15 protein-coding genes are annotated in these 15460 nt (G+C 63.6%); 8 read left to right on the forward strand and 7 right to left on the reverse strand.

The features are described from left to right. The first annotated feature begins 4 nt into the window (after nt 1-4). The 4 genes from rpoA (at nt 5) to BM338_RS20140 (ending at nt 3714) form a co-directional block, all read left to right on the forward strand. On the forward strand, nt 5-1003 hold the full coding sequence (gene rpoA / locus BM338_RS20125) for a DNA-directed RNA polymerase subunit alpha (protein ID WP_090454270.1): 999 nt from the start codon (nt 5-7) through the stop codon (nt 1001-1003). Nucleotides 1004-1208: 205 nt separating this feature from the next. Then, nucleotides 1209-1592 carry a 50S ribosomal protein L17 gene (rplQ, locus tag BM338_RS20130; protein WP_090454272.1) on the forward strand — a complete coding sequence of 128 codons (384 nt, stop codon included), beginning with the start codon at nt 1209-1211 and terminating at the stop codon, nt 1590-1592. Nucleotides 1593-1794: 202 nt separating this feature from the next. Then, nucleotides 1795-2295 (forward strand): disulfide bond formation protein B, encoded by a 501-nt coding sequence (locus BM338_RS20135; RefSeq protein WP_090454274.1) that lies wholly within the window; start codon nt 1795-1797, stop codon nt 2293-2295. A 48-nt stretch (nt 2296-2343) separates the two neighbouring features. Beyond that, nucleotides 2344-3714, forward strand: coding sequence for a class II 3-deoxy-7-phosphoheptulonate synthase (locus BM338_RS20140; RefSeq protein ID WP_090454276.1), 1371 nt, complete (start codon nt 2344-2346; stop codon nt 3712-3714). 53 nt (nt 3715-3767) lie between these two features. Here the strand turns inward: BM338_RS20140 and BM338_RS20145 are convergent, their stop codons facing one another. Continuing rightward, nucleotides 3768-5372 carry an amidase gene (locus BM338_RS20145; protein WP_090454278.1) on the reverse strand — a complete coding sequence of 535 codons (1605 nt, stop codon included), beginning with the start codon at nt 5370-5372 and terminating at the stop codon, nt 3768-3770. Between the two features lie 94 nt (nt 5373-5466). Here BM338_RS20145 and BM338_RS20150 point away from each other — a divergent pair, with 94 nt between their 5' ends. Then, a complete protein-coding gene (locus BM338_RS20150) occupies nt 5467-6222 on the forward strand; it encodes a c-type cytochrome (protein WP_090454519.1) in 756 nt (251 codons plus the stop codon). Beyond that, on the forward strand, nt 6219-7511 hold the full coding sequence (locus tag BM338_RS20155; RefSeq protein ID WP_090454280.1) for a cytochrome c: 1293 nt from the start codon (nt 6219-6221) through the stop codon (nt 7509-7511). Before BM338_RS20150 ends, BM338_RS20155 begins: the two co-directional genes overlap by 4 nt. 36 nt (nt 7512-7547) lie before the next feature. Here the strand turns inward: BM338_RS20155 and BM338_RS20160 are convergent, their stop codons facing one another. The 4 genes from BM338_RS20160 to BM338_RS20175 are packed head-to-tail and all read right to left on the reverse strand — an operon-like array spanning nt 7548 to nt 10275. After that, nucleotides 7548-8672 (reverse strand): winged helix DNA-binding domain-containing protein, encoded by a 1125-nt coding sequence (locus BM338_RS20160; RefSeq protein ID WP_218156405.1) that lies wholly within the window; start codon nt 8670-8672, stop codon nt 7548-7550. 14 nt (nt 8673-8686) lie between these two features. Next, nucleotides 8687-9031 (reverse strand): GFA family protein, encoded by a 345-nt coding sequence (locus BM338_RS20165; protein ID WP_090454282.1) that lies wholly within the window; start codon nt 9029-9031, stop codon nt 8687-8689. Nucleotides 9032-9068: 37 nt separating this feature from the next. Next, entirely contained in the window at nt 9069-9596 is a 528-nt protein-coding gene (locus tag BM338_RS20170) for a mismatch-specific DNA-glycosylase (protein WP_090454284.1), read from the reverse strand. Beyond that, complete coding sequence (locus tag BM338_RS20175) at nt 9586-10275, reverse strand: Dph6-related ATP pyrophosphatase (RefSeq protein ID WP_090454287.1); 690 nt, start codon at nt 10273-10275, stop codon at nt 9586-9588. The genes BM338_RS20170 and BM338_RS20175 overlap by 11 nt, the downstream gene beginning before the upstream one ends. A gap of 89 nt (nt 10276-10364) precedes the next feature. Between BM338_RS20175 and BM338_RS20180 the strand changes: the two genes are divergently transcribed. Next, nucleotides 10365-11438, forward strand: a complete 1074-nt coding sequence (locus BM338_RS20180; protein ID WP_090454289.1) for a mechanosensitive ion channel family protein — start codon at nt 10365-10367, stop codon at nt 11436-11438. A gap of 42 nt (nt 11439-11480) precedes the next feature. Here the strand turns inward: BM338_RS20180 and BM338_RS20185 are convergent, their stop codons facing one another. Further along, nucleotides 11481-12890, reverse strand: coding sequence for a sensor histidine kinase (locus BM338_RS20185; RefSeq protein WP_090454291.1), 1410 nt, complete (start codon nt 12888-12890; stop codon nt 11481-11483). Next, nucleotides 12887-13552 (reverse strand): response regulator transcription factor, encoded by a 666-nt coding sequence (locus BM338_RS20190; protein ID WP_090454293.1) that lies wholly within the window; start codon nt 13550-13552, stop codon nt 12887-12889. The genes BM338_RS20185 and BM338_RS20190 overlap by 4 nt, the downstream gene beginning before the upstream one ends. A 415-nt stretch (nt 13553-13967) precedes the next feature. On the opposite strand from BM338_RS20190, the gene rng reads away from it, so the two are divergent. After that, nucleotides 13968-15455 carry a ribonuclease G gene (gene rng / locus BM338_RS20195; protein WP_090454295.1) on the forward strand — a complete coding sequence of 496 codons (1488 nt, stop codon included), beginning with the start codon at nt 13968-13970 and terminating at the stop codon, nt 15453-15455. The last annotated feature ends 5 nt before the right edge of the window (nt 15456-15460 follow it).

A 15460-nucleotide genomic window follows, 5' to 3' on the forward strand; every position in this document is an offset into this window, starting at 1 on the left:
CTGCATGGCAGTTTCGTCAACTAGCGTGCTGCGGCCTCGCGGCCTCAGCGTCGAGCAGCTCGGATCCAACCGCGCCAAAGTGGTGGTGGAGCCGCTCGAGCGTGGTTTCGGCCACACCCTGGGCAACGCGCTGCGCCGCGTGCTGCTCTCTTCGATCCCCGGCAGTGCCATTGTCGAGGTCGAGATCGATGGCGTGCTTCACGAGTACACCACTTTGGAAGGCCTGCAGGAGGACGTGATCGAAGTCCTGCTGAACCTCAAGGACGTGGCGATTCGTCAGCACACGGGTGATGAAGTCACCCTGACCTTGTCCAAGAAGGGCAAGGGCGTGGTCACCGCCGGCGATATCGCCGTCGACCACTCGGTGGAAATCATCAACCCCGAGCATGTGATCTGCCACCTGACCAAGGACATCGCGCTCAACATGCGCCTGAAGGTGCGTCGCGGCGTCGGCTACCAGCCGGCCAGCTCGCGTCAGCATCCGGACGAGGAAGCTCGTCCGATCGGTCGCCTGCAGCTCGATGCCTCGTTTGCGCCGGTGCTGCGCGTGGCTTACGAAGTGGACGCGGCTCGTGTTGAGCAGCGCACCAACCTCGACAAGCTCGTGCTGGACATCGAGACCAACGGCACCATCGGTGCGGAAGATGCGGTTCGCAAGGCCGCCGAAATCCTCAACGACCAGCTGTCGGTGTTCGGTGACTTCTCGCGTCGCGAGAGCGCCACGGACAAGGCGGAGAAGGGCGGTTTCGACCCGCTGCTGCTGCGTCCGATCGACGATCTGGAGCTTACCGTGCGTTCGGCGAACTGCCTGAAGGCCGAGAGCATCTACTACATCGGCGATCTGGTGCAGAAGACCGAGGTTGAGCTGCTTAAGACCCCGAACCTGGGCAAGAAGTCGCTTACCGAAATCAAGGATGTCCTGGGCGGGCGTGGTCTCGCACTCGGCATGAAGCTTGAGAACTGGCCGCCGCCGGGCTTGTCGCACGGCATGCAGCTGGGCTGATGTACCGAGGGCGATCGGCTTCGATCGCCCTCAACGTTGAATAACCTGGTGGAAATGCAGCGCGTTTCCCCGGTTGGCAGATGCGGCCCATAGAGGTCGCACTCTTGATAACAAGGCGTTCTTAGAGCCTTGAATAGCGGGTAACCGCGGGAAGTCGGATCAAAGTGACCGGCTTTTCATAACAACAGACTAGAGAGTAATTACCATGCGCCACCAGAAATCCGGTCGCAAGCTCAACCGCACGAGCAGCCATCGCGAAGCGATGTTCAAGAACATGGCTGCGTCGCTGATCAAGCATGAGCTGATCCGTACCACGTTGCCCAAGGCGAAGGAACTCCGTCGCGTGGCCGAGCCGCTGATCACGCTCGCCAAGACCGATGGTGTTGCCAATCGCCGCCTCGCTTTCGCGCGTCTGCGCGACAAACAGGCCGTGGGTAAGCTGTTCGTTGAGCTGGGCCCGCGTTACCGCGAGCGTCCCGGCGGCTACCTGCGCATCCTCAAGTGCGGCTTCCGTCCGGGCGACAACGCCCCGATGGCTTATGTCGAGCTGGTGGATCGTCCGCAGGTCGAGGCTGTCGACGCCGAATAAGCGTCCATCTCGCTGAAATACAAAACCCCGGCCGGGCGACCTGCTGGGGTTTTGCTTTTTCAGGGTGCATCGAGGGGTGTCGCGATCAGGCCGGTCGAATGCTTCCCGATTTTGCTCGAAACGGGCCGCGGCAACCTGCCGCGTGCTGACAGCGCTCCGGCGAGCGGGTAATGTCCCGGTTCCGCAACGCAGCAACTGAGCCATGAACCCATTCCGCTGGTCATACCGAGTCACCTACCTCGTCGGCTTCCTGATCTGTGTGGGCCTGCTGGGCTTCGCGCTATATGCCGAGCACGTGCTCGCGATGATTCCTTGCCCGCTGTGCGTCTTCCAGCGCATCGCGTTCCTGTTTATGGCGGCGTTTTTCCTCGTTGGCGCGATCCATGGTCCGCGCGGCAAAGGCGGTCGCTGGTTCTATACGGCAGGCGTCACCCTGGGTGCACTGGCGGGTATGGCTACCGCGGCGCGCCACTTGTGGTTGCAGACCCTGCCGGCCGATCAGGTGCCTTCCTGCGGCCCCAATCTCGGTTACATGATGGATGCCTTCCCGATGGCGAAGGTGCTCAAGATGGTCTTCACCGGTTCGGGCGAGTGCGCCAAGATCGAGCCGATCCTGGGCATGCCGATGCCGGCCTGGACCCTGTTGTGGTTCGTGCTGTTGGCCGTGCTGGCGATTCGCGCCGCAGCCAGTCGGCGGAGCTGAGTCGGGATGACCACGGGAACACTTACGGCCCGATGGGGTGCCGTCACTATGAACGTCAACGCTTCCGTACCTGTTGAATCCGCCAACTGGACGCCTGACTCCTGGCAGCAGCGCGTTGCTCTGCAGCAACCGTTGTACGAGAACGGCGTAGAACTGGCCCAAGCCACCACGCATCTCGCCCAATTGCCCCCGTTGGTGACGTCCTGGGAAGTGCTGGCGCTGAAACAGGCGCTGGCCGAGGCTCAGGAGGGCCAGCGCTTCCTGCTGCAAGGCGGCGATTGCGCGGAGAGTTTCGCCGACTGTACCAGCCCGGTTATTTCGAACCGACTCAAGGTGCTGCTGCAGATGAGTCTGGTGCTGGTGCACGGGCTGAAGAAGCCGGTGCTGCGTGTGGGCCGCTTCGCCGGCCAGTACGCCAAGCCGCGCTCGGCCGATACCGAAACGCGTGATGGCGTAACACTCCCCAGCTTCCGCGGTGATGTGGTCAACGGTCCGGCATTCACCCCGGAAGCGCGGCGTGCCGACCCGCAGCGACTGATTCAGGCGCATGCGCATTCCGCGCTGACCATGAACTTCGTGCGTGCACTGATCGATGGTGGTTTTGCTGACCTGCATCATCCCGAGTATTGGGACCTGGCCTGGGTGGAACACTCGCCGTTGGCAGCCGAATACCGCCGCATGGTGGCGGGCATCGGTGATTCGCTGCGCTTCATGGAAACACTGGCCGGCCCGATCGCAGGCTTCACCCGCGTGGATTTCTTCACCTCGCACGAAGCCCTGCTGCTGCATTACGAGGAAGCGCTGACCCGCCAGGTGCCGCGCCATCGCGGCTGGTTCAACCTGTCCACGCATTTCCCGTGGATCGGTATGCGCACCGCCGCATTGGACGGCGCGCATGTGGAGTACTTCCGTGGTATCCGCAATCCCATCGCGGTCAAAGTCGGTCCTTCGGTCAAACCAGACCAGCTGCTGCCGTTGATCGAAGCGCTGAACCCGCAGGATGAGCCGGGCCGCCTCACCTTGATTCACCGCATGGGCAACGGCCAGATCGGCACGGCGCTACCATCACTGCTTGAAGCCGTGAAACGCGAGGGGCGTCGCGTGCTATGGGTTGCGGATCCGATGCACGGGAATACCGAAAGCACCTCCAACGGTTACAAGACGCGCCGCTTCGACAATATTCGCGGCGAGCTGGATCAGGCTTTCGATATCCACGCTGCGGCCGGCACGCGCCTTGGTGGCGTGCATCTCGAACTCACCGGCGAAGACGTCACGGAATGCATGGGTGGCGCACGCGACCTCAGCGAAGCCGATCTCGATCGCGCGTACAAGTCGATGGTGGATCCGCGTCTCAACTACGAGCAATCGCTCGAACTGGCGATGCTGATCGTGCGCAAATCGGTGGGCGGTCAGGGATAAGGTTGGTGAGGGGGATGAGCAAATACTCATTCCCTCACGGCATCACCAGTCGCTCAAGGCGAAGCCGGCACCGGCTTGCCACCCACCGTCTCCAAAAACTTCGGCGGCTGCCATGCCTTCACATGTTGCTCGAAGCCATAGGCGATGGAAATCAGCGTCGGCTCGCTCCATTTCGCCCCGAACAACACGATGCCTACCGGCAGATCGTGCGCAAAACCCGCAGGGACCGTGATCGACGGATAGCCGGCCACCGCCGCTGGTTGCGATGCGCCACCTACTGTCGGGTCGCCACTGACCACATGATCGCCAAGCACCAGATCGGTGACGAAGGTGGGTCCCCACGAGGGCGCGAGCAGCGCATCCAGATGCTGCTTGGCCAGTGCCGCGTCGATGCCCTCGGGGCCGGATAGGCGCTTGGCCTTGGCCTGCGCTTCCAGGTAAGCCTTGTCGGTCAACGGTCCCTTGGCTTCGGCCTGTTCGAACAGCTCTTGCCCGAACCAGGGCATTTCGCGTTGCGCCTCACGCCGGTTGAACACAATCAGGTCGGCCAGTGTTTTCACCTTCGAGCCGGGGCGTGTGGCGAGGTAAGCCTGCATATCGTGCTTGAGGTCGTAGAGCAGAACAGTGAGCTCTATATCGCCAAGCTCCTTCAAATGCGGAATCTCCACCGGGTCCACGATGATGGCGCCTTGCGCTTTCATCAGCGCGATCGATTGTTCCAGTACGCGGTCGGCATTGGGCTCGGCACCAGCTAGCTGGCGCACGACGCCGATGCGCTTGCCCTTGAGCCCATTCGGATCGAGGAAGCGCGTGTAGTCGGTGGCGTGCTTGTCGGCTTCGAGCGTGGCCGGGTCGCGCGGGTCGCTGCCGGCGATCACGCTGAGTACGGTGGCGGCATCGGCGACGTTGCGCGCCATCGGGCCGGCGGTGTCCTGGTTGTGACTGATCGGCACAATGCCGCTGCGGCTGACCAGGCCCAGCGTAGGCTTGATGCCGACAATGCCATTGGCGGCGGCCGGGCAGATGATGGAGCCGTCGGTTTCCGAGCCGATCGCCACGGTGGCGAGGCCGGCAGCCACGGCAGCGCCGGAGCCCGCGCTGGAGCCGCAAGGATTGCGATCAAGCACGTACGGATTGCGCGTCTGTCCGCCACGCGCACTCCACCCGCTGCTGGCGTGGTTGGAGCGCATGTTGGCCCACTCGCTAAGGTTGGTCTTGCCGAGAATCAGTGCGCCGCTTTTGCGCAGGCGTGCGACCAGGCCCGCATCACGCGGCGCGGGCGGTGCATCGGCAAGGGCCAGTGAACCGGCCGTCGTGAGCATGCGGTCGCCGGTGTCGATGTTGTCTTTCAGCAACACCGGAATGCCGTGCAACGGACCATCCACGCGCTTGTGATCCAGTTCGGCGGCAAGCTTCAACGCATCGGGATTGGTTTCGAGTACCGCCTTCAAACTCGGGCCTGCTTGATCGACCTGCTTGATCCGTTCAAGGAACTGCGCGGCCAGTATTTCGCTGCTGAGCTGACCGGCATCCATGCGCTGATGGATCTCCTTGATCGAGGCCCAGGCCAGCGCCGGATCGGCGTCCTTGGCGGGCAGGGCGATGCTGGCGAACAGGGCGACGGCAAGCAGGGAGAGCGAGAGCGGCAGGCGGTTCACGAGGGTCTCCGAAGGCGTGCGGCATGATGTCGCGAAGCCGCAGCTTAGCCGCTTCCACGCCGGCGTGACGCAGGGGCGCGCCTATAATCGCGGCATGGATACGATAGCCAAGCTGTGCCAGGCCAGGCGTGTGTTTTCCGCCGTCCTGTTGTTCGCTCTGATCACAGCTGGCAGCGCGGCACGCGCCCAGGAAACCGGCGCGCCGAAGGTGCCTAACACCCTCCAGCAACGCATCGCCTCCTGCACGGGTTGCCATGGTGTGCACGGCGAGGGCACTCCAGAAAGCGGTTTCTTTCCGCGCTTGGCCGGCAAGCCGGCTGGCTATCTGGCGCGTCAGTTGAAGGACTTCCAGGACGGCCTGCGCAAATACGGCCCGATGGAATACACCGTGCGTCATCTGAGTCCGGAATACATGCACGAGATCGCTGACTACTTTGCCGCACAGGAAGTGCCGTACGCACGCTCGCCCCTGCCGCGCGTTTCGCCGGAAGCGCTCAAGCGCGGCGAGGAGCTGGCCACCAAGGGCGATCCGTCGCGCGAGGTCCCAGCCTGCATCGCCTGCCACGGCACTGAGCTGACGGGCGTACAGCCGAACGTTCCCGGGCTGGTCGGTCTGCCGTACGACTATCTCAGTTCGCAGCTCGGCTCTTGGCGCACCAAGACGCGCGCCACGGTGGCACCGGACTGCATGGCGGAGATCGCGAATCGCCTCAGCGCATCGGACATCAGTGCGGTGTCTGCGTGGCTGGCGGGGCGTGAGTTGCCGTCGGACATGCACGCACAGCCCGCCGGCACCATTACGCCGCCACTGCATTGCGGTGTACTCGGCGCTACGGGAGATGGCGCATGAAGACGCTGCGTCGTGTCGTGATCGTCGTGGTGCTGCTTGGTATCGCGTTGGGCGCCTGGTTGTTCCTGCGCAACAGCGGAACGCCGCCGGTGTCGCGCGAGGCGAGCAAAATCGATGCCGCCTCGCTGAAAGATCCTGTGCTGATCGCCAAGGGCCAGTACCTCACCACCGTGGGCGATTGTGCGGCCTGCCACACCGCGCAAGGCGGTGCGCGTTTTGCCGGCGGCCGCGTAGTAGGCACGCCGTTCGGCGACATCCCCGCACCCAACCTCACGCCGGATCGCGAGACAGGGCTGGGCGATTGGAGTTTCGAAGCCTTCTGGCAGGCATTGCATGCGGGCATCGGGCGCAAGGGTGAGCTGCTTTATCCTGCGTTCTCCTACACCTCGTACACCAAAGTCAGCCACGACGATGCGCTGGCGATTTTCGCTTACCTGCAATCGCTGGCGCCGGTGCATCAGACGTCCAAGCCGCTGGGTCTGGAATTTCCCTACAACGTCCGCAACAGCCTGAAGGCGTGGCGCGCGTTGTACTTCAAGGAAGGCGAGTATCAGGCGGACCCGGCCAAGTCGGCTGCATGGAACCGTGGCGCTTATCTCGTGCAAGGCCTCGGTCACTGTAACGAGTGTCATATCGCACGCGATTCGCTCGGTGGGATGCGCGGCGACCAGGCGCTGTCCGGCGGGCAGATTCCGGTGCAGAACTGGTACGCGCCCGATCTGAGCACGCAGGCCAACGGCGGGCTGGAAGGCTGGGCCGGGCAGGATATTGTCGACCTGCTCAAGACAGGCCAGTCTGCCAAGGGCACCGCCTTCGGCCCGATGGCCGAGGTCGTGGCGCAAAGCACGCAGCACATGACCGATGACGATCTGCAGGCCATCGCAACGTATCTGCAGTCGCTGCCGGCCCGCCCGCAGGTGGCCTTCGAGAAATCGCCGCTCGACACCACCAGCATGGTCAATCAGGGCGCGAAGATTTACGGCGAGCGCTGCGCTGACTGCCACGGCAAGGACGGCAATGGCGTGGCCGGTGTCTATCCGCCGCTCAATGGCAATTCCTCCGTCAACGAGCCCACCGGTATCAACGCCATTCGTGTAGTGCTGCTCGGTGGCTTTCCGCCAGTGACCAAGGGCAATCCTCGCCCTTACTCGATGCCGCCGTTCGCGCAGCAGCTGAGCGACAGCGATGTCGCCGCGGCGGTCACCTATATTCGCCAGGCCTGGGGCAACAAGGCAGCGCTGGTGCAAGAGCGCGATGTCATCAAGTATCGCCAGACGCCGGTCGATTGAACCGTCGCGCCGGACGCACGCAGCGATAGGGCCGCTTTACGAAGACCATGTGCCGAACACCACTGCGTGCGTCTGCGCAGATGGAGCGGCCGCCATGAGCAGGGACATCGCCTCGGCCTCAAGGTCGAGGCGATCTTGTTTTCGGGCGCCCTCGAAGAGCTCGATGCGCACCTGGGCAACGTCATCCGTGGCAATCAGTTTCCAGATGCCGGCGACAAAGCCATCGATCAGCACACAAGCGCGGATGATGCCGTTGTTGGTATAGACCCTCGCGCGATATGCGTCTGCGATCACGCGCCTGCGATCGGCGTGGGCGAGCAGGAGATTGTCGTACTCGGGCAGCAAACGCACTGGCGCTGGTTCGTCAGGCCCGGGGCGCGGAGCGTCGGGCAGATCGAACAACACCACACCGTCCTCGTCCGAAAAAGTGATCAGATCTGGCATGCGTTTCACGACGCTGGCGAAGCCGGTTAGGCCGGACCATACGGAGATATCCTTGGCGCTGGCCGGCCCGAATGCGGCCAGGTAGCGACGAATCAGCGTCTCCGGCGTAGCGGCTTCAATAGCCTGTGACCCCAACCAGCGTTCCGCTGTCGCCAGCGTTGCTGGGCGATGGGAATCCCAGGTGCCCGCAGGTGGAACATGAATCAAGGTCGCGTGGCAGCGCACGGCTTGCGCCAGGGCCTGAGGATCGCTGTCCGACCAACGTTCGGCTAATCGACGGCCCAGCTCGGCGCCCGTCAACGTTTGCTCATCGAGTAGATCGCAGCCGGCACGCGCCAACGATGCAAGGTCCACTCCAGCCAGCTTGCGTCCGTAAGCGGCCTGCACGCCTCGCACATGCACGGGTTGCAGCAGCGGGCGAAACGCGAGCAAGTCCACGGCGGACAGCAAATGCAGGGTCGAGCGCATCGCGGCACAGCGCACCACCTCACGCTCGCGCATATGCCGGGTGAGTGTCTCGAAGCGAAAATCCTGCAATCGTGTCCACAAGGCGATGTACGGTGGATTGGGTGCCTGCGCCTGCAAGCCGGCCAGATGTTCGATGGCCTGCCATGCGCTCCGTTCATCGCGGCGCAGCAGCAGCTGACGAGCGAGTGTGGCGCGGTTGAGTGCACGCCGGCCCAGCGGCGCCGGCGCCGATCCGCTCAGGCGGATCACTTGACGCGATCCATTCAGCGGGCGCGACCGTCGAACGGAATGCGCTTGATCGTGGCGAGGTCGATGTCTTCCAGGCAACGCACGTTCACCGCCGCCATGGCGGCACCATCCGGACCCGTGCCGAAGCCGAGAGTAGCGCATCCACACTGCGCGCAAAAGTGATGATCGATGACGTGCTTGTTGAAGTGGTAGGTCGCTAGCGCACTCTCATCCGCATGAAGCCGCACCTGCCCGCGCGGCACGAACCACAACAGATAGCCCTTGCGGCTGCAATGCGAGCAATTGCATTCGATGACTTGCGACGGAGCGCCTTCCACCTCGAAGGTGATCTGGCCGCAATGACAACTTCCCTTGAGCATGGGCCTTACTCCAGTAGCGAGACGGGTAGAAGGGTCATCATAAAGCGCTGCGGTTTCGATGCCCTGACATGACATCGGTGGCGAGCGCCTGCCATGGCGCCAGATCCCAATGCCCCCGAGCCTGTCCTGATGGCGACGGCAACACGTAGACACGGGTCTGGCCGATGGGCTCCGGCTGAAGGCCGTAATCGGCTGCATAATCCAAGGCTGCGCGCGCCGCGGTTTTGCTGGTGAAAGCAATCAGGCCAGGCATGAAGCGTTCGAGTTTTGTCCGAAGCGCCGGTACATCAAATGCATCGCGAGGCAGCTCGTCATCATTGCCCGAGTGCCGCTTGGCCAGATCGGTGAGGCCGATGCCGTATTGAAGGAGCATCGGGAATTCAGCGGGTGCCAGCAAACGCGGCGTCAACCCGGATGCATGCAGTGCACGCCAGAACATGTTGCCGGGATGCGCGTAATAGGCACGCTCGACCGCGGAGCGCTTGCCGGCGGCAGTGCCGCAAAACACCAGCGAAAGACCGGGCTGCAGGACGTCGGGAAGAATATGCGGTAATTCAGACTGCATCGCGGCTCAGCAGAAAGTCGGTGTATTGGAAGCGGCCATCGCGCAGGGTCGATTCACCGCGGCGCAGCGCGAGCGGTTGCCGGAACAGCGGGCTGGCATGACACAGTGTGTGGAACTCACCGCGTTCGCCGCATGGATCGACGCCAGTGGGCAAGCCATCGAGCAGTGCGTTGTCGAAAGGACGGCCGCAGTAGCTGGCATCAAGCTGCTGGGTGTCCACGCAGCACAGCGCCGCGCGATGTCCTTCGCCAACGAATCGTCGCGCCAGCACCGATGTGTCTTCACCCCATAACGGGAATACCGCTCGCCAGCCTTCACGACCCAGCTGTCGCACGCGGTAATCGCGCACATCCTCCAGAAACAGATCGCCGAACGCGCAATGACGCAGACCCGGCCAGCGCATGCGTGCTTCCGCCAGAGCTTTGGCATGCGCTTCCTCATAGGCCTCGTTGCCGTCGGGCCAATCCAGCATCACTTCAAGCAAGGGCAGTCCGAGCGCATCGGCCTGCGCCAGCAGCACCTCGTGCCGCGTGCCGTGCATGGCGACACGCTGGTAGGTGCGATTGACTGTGGTGAGCAGGCCCACGGGCTGCCAGCGCGGATCGTGCAGCAGACGCTGCAGCGCCATCAGGCAGTCCTTGCCACCACTCCACGCCAGCAGGATCGGGACAGGTTGCATGGGCCTACTTTAAGCGAAGTTCATGCAATGACCACGTGGCATGGACATCGTGTGCGGCAGGGTAGGCCGCGTTGTGGATATGTCTGGTCATGCTTACCGATTTCGCCAGTTTCTGGAGCGATCACCTGTGGGGCCGATTAGGGCTGACTATCGCCGTTGCCCTTGGGGTCGCTTTTATCGTCCGCAGTACCGCCTATGTTGCGGTGCGCCGGCTGGCGCGCGGCCATCCGGTGATCGCCAGCATGCTCAGTCGCGCGAATGCGCCGATGGAATGGCTGCTGCCGTTGCTTACCGTAGCCGTCGCGCTGCGGGCGGTGCCGGATCTGGAATCTCTGCACGGGTTGGAGAGCTTCAATCATCTTTTGCTGGTGGCGCTGATTGCCGTATGCACCTGGCTTGCGTTGCGTTGCATCGGTGCGCTGGAGGATCTGGCCATTCGGTTATATCCCACCGACGGCGCCGACAATCTGCGTGCCCGTAGTGTCGTCACCCAAGTTCGGGTGCTCAGCCGTACCGGCATGGTGATCGTGGTACTCGCCGGTCTGGCGGCGGTGTTGATGACGATTCCCGGCGTGCGCCAGTTCGGTGCCAGTCTGCTGGCCTCGGCCGGTCTGGCGGGATTGGCCATCGGCATCGCTGCCAAGCCGGTGCTCAGCAATCTGATCGCGGGTCTGCAAATCGCACTGACGCAGCCGATCCGGCTGGATGACGTGGTGATCATCAAAGGCGAATGGGGCCGCATTGAAGAGATCACCGGCACCTACGTCGTGGTGCGCATCTGGGACGAGCGCCGGCTGGTGGTGCCGCTGAATTACTTCATCGAAAACCCATTTGAGAACTGGACGCGGCGTACGGCACGGCTGATCGGCACCGTGTTCCTTTGGGTGGATTACCGGCTGCCGCTGGCGCCACTACGTACCGAACTGGAGCGGCTATGCCGCGAAGCACCGGAATGGGATGGGCGCGTTTGCGTATTGCAGGTGGTGGAGGCGGGCGAGCACGCGATGCAACTGCGCGCGCTGGTCAGCTCGGCGGACTCCGGACAGGGCTGGGATTTGCGGTGCCGGATTCGCGAAGGGCTGATCGGATTCGTGCAGCGAGAGTATCCGGAGTATCTGCCGGTGATGCGGCTGGCACGCGGTGTGCGTGAAGACGCAGCGTGATTTCACGTGTCGCCTCGACACCGCCCGGCACGGGCTATCAGCTCATTCCGCGTTCGTTGGCCACGTCAGCCGGGCATGCAGTCGGCGCGCCTCATCGAGACGGTGTTCGAGTTTCATCCCTAGCGCGGTGGCAGCGGCATAGGCCAATGCCAGGCCCAATCCCGCATGTCCCGCGTGCTCGGTCTGTTTGCGCCAGAAGCGCTGCCCCAGGCGGGAGATGTCGTCAGGGTGAAGATTGGGCGCTGCGTTATGGATGTGGACAGCGTGAGTTTCGACACCCACATGCACGGTGTCGCCTGCGGGAGCGTAAGCACACGCATTGCCCAGCAGGTTACCGATCACGACCTCAAGCAAGGCGGGGTCGGTATCGAGAACGGTGTTGCTTCCGCTATGCAGCTCCAGGGCGACATGTCGCTCACTGGCGCTGTAGCGAAAGCGCTGTGCGGCTTTCTCCAGCCAGGGATCCAGGGCCAGCGGTTGGGGGTGCGGGCGCTCCAGGCCGCCCTGCAGGCGAGTCAGTAACAGCAGGGCAGTGACGGTCCCTTCCAGCTCAGCGCTGATGTTGCCGACCTCGCCCATCAGCTGCGGCAAGCTGCGGCCGCTGGGGTAGCGGACCTCGACTTCCGCCAGGGCCCGCAGTTCGGCCAGGCGCGTGCGGGTTTCGTGGGCCAGGCCACTGGCGAACTGGCGCTCGCGGGCCAGGCCTTCGTCCATCCGGTCCAACACGCCGTTGAAGCGGCGGATCAGCGGGTCGAGCTCGCGTAGGCCACTGGGGTCCAGGCGTTCGCCCGGGGCATTGGGGCCGATATCGCCCATGCGGGCTACCAGGAAGCGCACCGGACGCAGGCCGCGGCGCACGATCAGTGGCACCGCGACCAGGGCGATACCCAGGGCGAGGATCGGGCCCAGTGCCAGAATCCAGTCGAGGGCCAGTGCGATCTGCTCAAACGGGCGCCGATCCTGCTGGAAGAACAGTACGCAATCTCTTTCCCCGCTTCCGGTAGATAGGTTCGATGCTTCGCCCTTCTCATGTGCCTCACCAGCCGCATGGAACGCGAACATCACCGTGCCCATGCGCTTGCCATGGAATTTCAGGCGGCTGAACTGCGGTTCCACCCCGGCGGCCACGGGCCAGCCCGGCGGCGCCACGGGCGGAGGAGGATCGCTGCGCACAGGCGGCAGGCCCGTGCAGCGCAGCTCATAAAAAACCGGTCCCTCTCCACCGAACAGGCCAGCTTGCAGACGCATGCCGTCGGCAGTGCTCGCCACGTCCTGCTCCAGCTCGGTCATCGCCGCCACGGCGCGCGCCTGGGTCAGCAGGGTCTGCCGGTAGCGGGCTTCCATCTCGCGGTCGATGCGCCAGTCCATCACCAGCGCGCCGCCGCCCAGCAAAGCCAGGCTGGTCACCAGCAGCAGCAGGGTGATGCGGGCGGAGAGTGAGGCTGGTTTCATGGGATCAGGTAGCCGGCCCCGCGGCGGGTTTCGATGATGCCTTGTAGCCCGGCGGCATCGAGCTTGCGGCGCAGACCGAAGACCAGCACTTCCACGCTGCGGTCGGAGACCTCGGTGTCGCTGCCAGCGGTGCGCTCCAGAATCTCCAGGCGGGTGAAGGCGCGGCCGCGATGGCGCAACAGCAGGCCGAGTACCGCAAATTCGCGTGGGGTGAGCCCCAGCGGATGACCATCCACGGTCGCGCTTTGCGAAAGCGGGTCCCAGGACAGCGCGCCATGGGTCAGCACCACCGGCTGCGCCTGCTGTGGCCGGCGTGACAGCGCGTGCAGGCGAGCTATCAGTTCATCGAACGCAAACGGCTTGACCAGATAGTCGTCGGCGCCGGCGTTCAGCGCCTCGATGCGGTCGGACACCTGGTCGCGCGCGGAGAGCACGAGCACGCGGGGGCGTCGTCCGCCAGATGGCAGACTGCGCAGTACAGCAATGCCGTCGAGCCGCGGCAGCATCAGGTCCAGCACCACCAGTTCGTAGTCGTAGCTGCTCAGAAAGCCTTTGGCTTCTACGCCGTCCTGCGCGGCGTCCACGGTGAAACCTGCGCCCTGCAGGCCGTGTCTGAGCGTCTGGCGCAGACGTTCGGAGTCTTCGACCAGTAGCAGCTTCATGGCACCTCCGTGACATCCAAAGTCCCGAGCATAAGGCAACACTGAATAGGTATCGCCGTCGTCACCCGCCCTGTCTGTTCGCTGGCCGCAGGGCCGTCGGCGAAGGCAGACTGGCTGTCTGTCGAGACGGCGGACCGAAGGCCTGCGAGCAGACAGGGCGGGCCCCACATGATTTCAAGTTGATGGGGTGACACCTGGAAGGCCCGCAGGCGGTACCGCGCGGCTTGAAAAGACGGCCAGTCTTCCCGGCGCCACGCAGCACCGCCTGCGGGCCTTCCAGGTGTCATGACGACGGCGATACCTATTCAGTGTTGCCTTAGCGGACCCGACTGAGTCGTTGCTTGGGGGTGTGTGCTGGCGCATCGACGCCTGCGCCCGCAGCCGCTATAAAGACTTTTCGTAAGGGGAGTGTTCGGTGAGTGAAGAAATCCTGATCAATGTAACGCCGCGCGAAACCCGCGTCGGCGTGGTCGAAAACGGCATGCTGCAGGAAGTGCATGTCGAGCGAGCCTCCCGCCGCGGTTATGTGGGCAATGTGTACAAGGGCCGCGTGCAGCGGGTGATGCCGGGCATGCAGGCGGTATTCGTGGAGATCGGCCTGGAGCGCGCGGCGTTCCTGCACGCCTCGGACATCGTGCGTCCGACCCTGCCGGCGTCAGTGGACGGTGCCGAGGTGGTGCCGGCGGGCAACGGCAACACGCCGTCGATCAGCGAACTGGTGCACGAGGGCCAGGAGATCGTGGTGCAGGTGGTGAAGGACCCGATCGGCACCAAAGGCGCGCGTCTGTCCACGCACCTGTCGATTCCCTCACGCTATCTGGTGCTGCTGCCGCACGCGCGCACGATGGGCATTTCCGCGCGCATCGAGGACGAAGCCGAGCGCCAGCGTCTGAAAGAGGTAATGACCTCGCTGATCGGCGAGAACCCACTCGGCTACATCGTGCGCACCAACGCCGAGGAACAAACCGCGGAGTCGCTGGCCTTCGACGTGACCTATCTCGGCAAGGTGTGGCGTGTGGTGCAGGAAAACATCGCCAAGTCCAAGGTCGGCGAACGCGTGTACGAGGAACTCTCGTTGCCGCTTCGCAGTCTGCGCGACATGCTCAACGACGACATCGAAAAGGTGCGGGTGGATTCGCGCGAGACCTACGAGAAGGTCGTCAAGTTCGTGCACAAGTTCATGCCCAGCCTGGACGATCGCATCGAGCACTATGCCGGCGAGCGGCCGATCTTCGATCTGTACGGTGTCGAGGACGAAATCCAGCGTGCGCTGAAAAAGGAGGTGCCGCTCAAGTCCGGCGGCTACTTGATCGTCGATCAGACCGAGGCAATGACCACTATCGACGTCAACACCGGTGGCTATCTCGGTACACGCAATCTCGAGGAAACCGTTTATCGCACCAACCTGGAAGCGGCGCAGGCCGCAGCCCGACAGCTGCGGCTGCGCAATCTCGGCGGCATCATCATCATCGACTTCATCGACATGACCGACGAGGAGCACAAGCGTCAGGTGCTGCGCATGCTGGAGAAGGGCTTGTTGCGCGACCACGCCAAGACCACGGTGTACCCGATGTCAGCCTTGGGGCTGGTGGAGATGACGCGCAAGCGCACCACCGAGAGCCTGGAACGCCAGCTGTGCGAACCCTGTCCGGCTTGCTCTGGTCGTGGCGCGGTGAAGACGGCGGAGACGGTGACCTATGAAATCTTCCGCGAGATCACCCGTGCGGTACGTCAGTTCAATGCGGAGAAGTTGTTGGTGATGGCCAGCCCGAAAGTGGTGGGGCGCATCCTGGAAGAAGAGTCCACTGCAGTGGCGGAATTGGAAGAGTTCATCTCCAAAAGCATACGCTTTCAGGCCGAAGAGCATTATTCGCAGGAACAGTTCGATGTCGTTCTTTTGTGATTCGC

This window comes from Dyella sp. OK004, from assembly GCF_900114495.1.
In the GTDB taxonomy this organism is placed as follows: Bacteria; Pseudomonadota; Gammaproteobacteria; order Xanthomonadales; family Rhodanobacteraceae; genus Dyella_D.